1 protein-coding gene is annotated in these 785 nt (G+C 38.6%); it reads left to right on the forward strand.

Features of this window, described 5'->3' with window-relative positions; all coding sequences use genetic code 11:
• Positions 1-268 precede the first annotated feature (268 nt).
• Positions 269-785 (forward strand): DUF1269 domain-containing protein (locus E1171_RS00535; RefSeq protein WP_155203061.1); only part of this gene is annotated, 517 nt, incomplete at its 3' end.

The following is a 785-nucleotide window of genomic DNA, read 5'->3' on the forward strand; positions in this document are numbered from 1 at the left end:
TCTTTTTGCTGCAAATGGCTTTTGAAAAGCCTGAATTTAGTTTCTCTTTTAGGCTGAGACCTCCGGCTTTGAACTTAAAAAGGGCCTCAACCAATCTTTCAAAACTCCATTTTTGCTTCAAAACAAAATATTTAAACAAGCTCTAATAATAACCTTAAGATTGATTTTGTCTCCTTTAGGGAGGAACCCCTTCTATTTGTCCTATGTTTAAAATTTAATTAATAGATCATATTAATTTTATTTTTTTCATCAATAAAATTTTTTAATAATGGCTGAAGTAAGTTTTTATGTTTTTGAAGGTGCAGGGACTGCTGAGGACGCTTTGAACGTTGCCTTAAAGGAGTATCGCAAGGAGCATCGATGGTTGGATGATGTAGCCGTAATTTCCCGAAGTAAATTGGGGATGGTAAGGGTAAATAGTACCTGGGCACAAGAAACTGATATTACGGAGGGTTCTGGTATTTGGGGAGCCATGACGGGGGCTATTGTAGGCGCACTTTTCGGTCCTGGCGGGTCCCTGGTTGGACTTATAAGTGGTAGTGCACTGGGGTTGGCTACTGGAGCATTAGTCAACGAATCTGTGAAAGATTCTAGACTAGATTTGGTTGCAGATGCATTGAAAAAGAATACATCAGTCTTAGTTTTAGTGGGAGACAAACCCATGACAAATAGTTTTGTAAAGATTTTTGCTTCGGAAGGAGGTAAGCTTATTAAGAGTGAAGTAAAAGACGAGATAATTGAGAGGCTAAAGGAACGCCCTACTGGATATTTTCGAAAAGCAGGAT

Source organism: Xanthovirga aplysinae (assembly GCF_009711365.1).
In the GTDB taxonomy this organism is placed as follows: Bacteria; Bacteroidota; Bacteroidia; order Cytophagales; family Cyclobacteriaceae; genus Xanthovirga; species Xanthovirga aplysinae.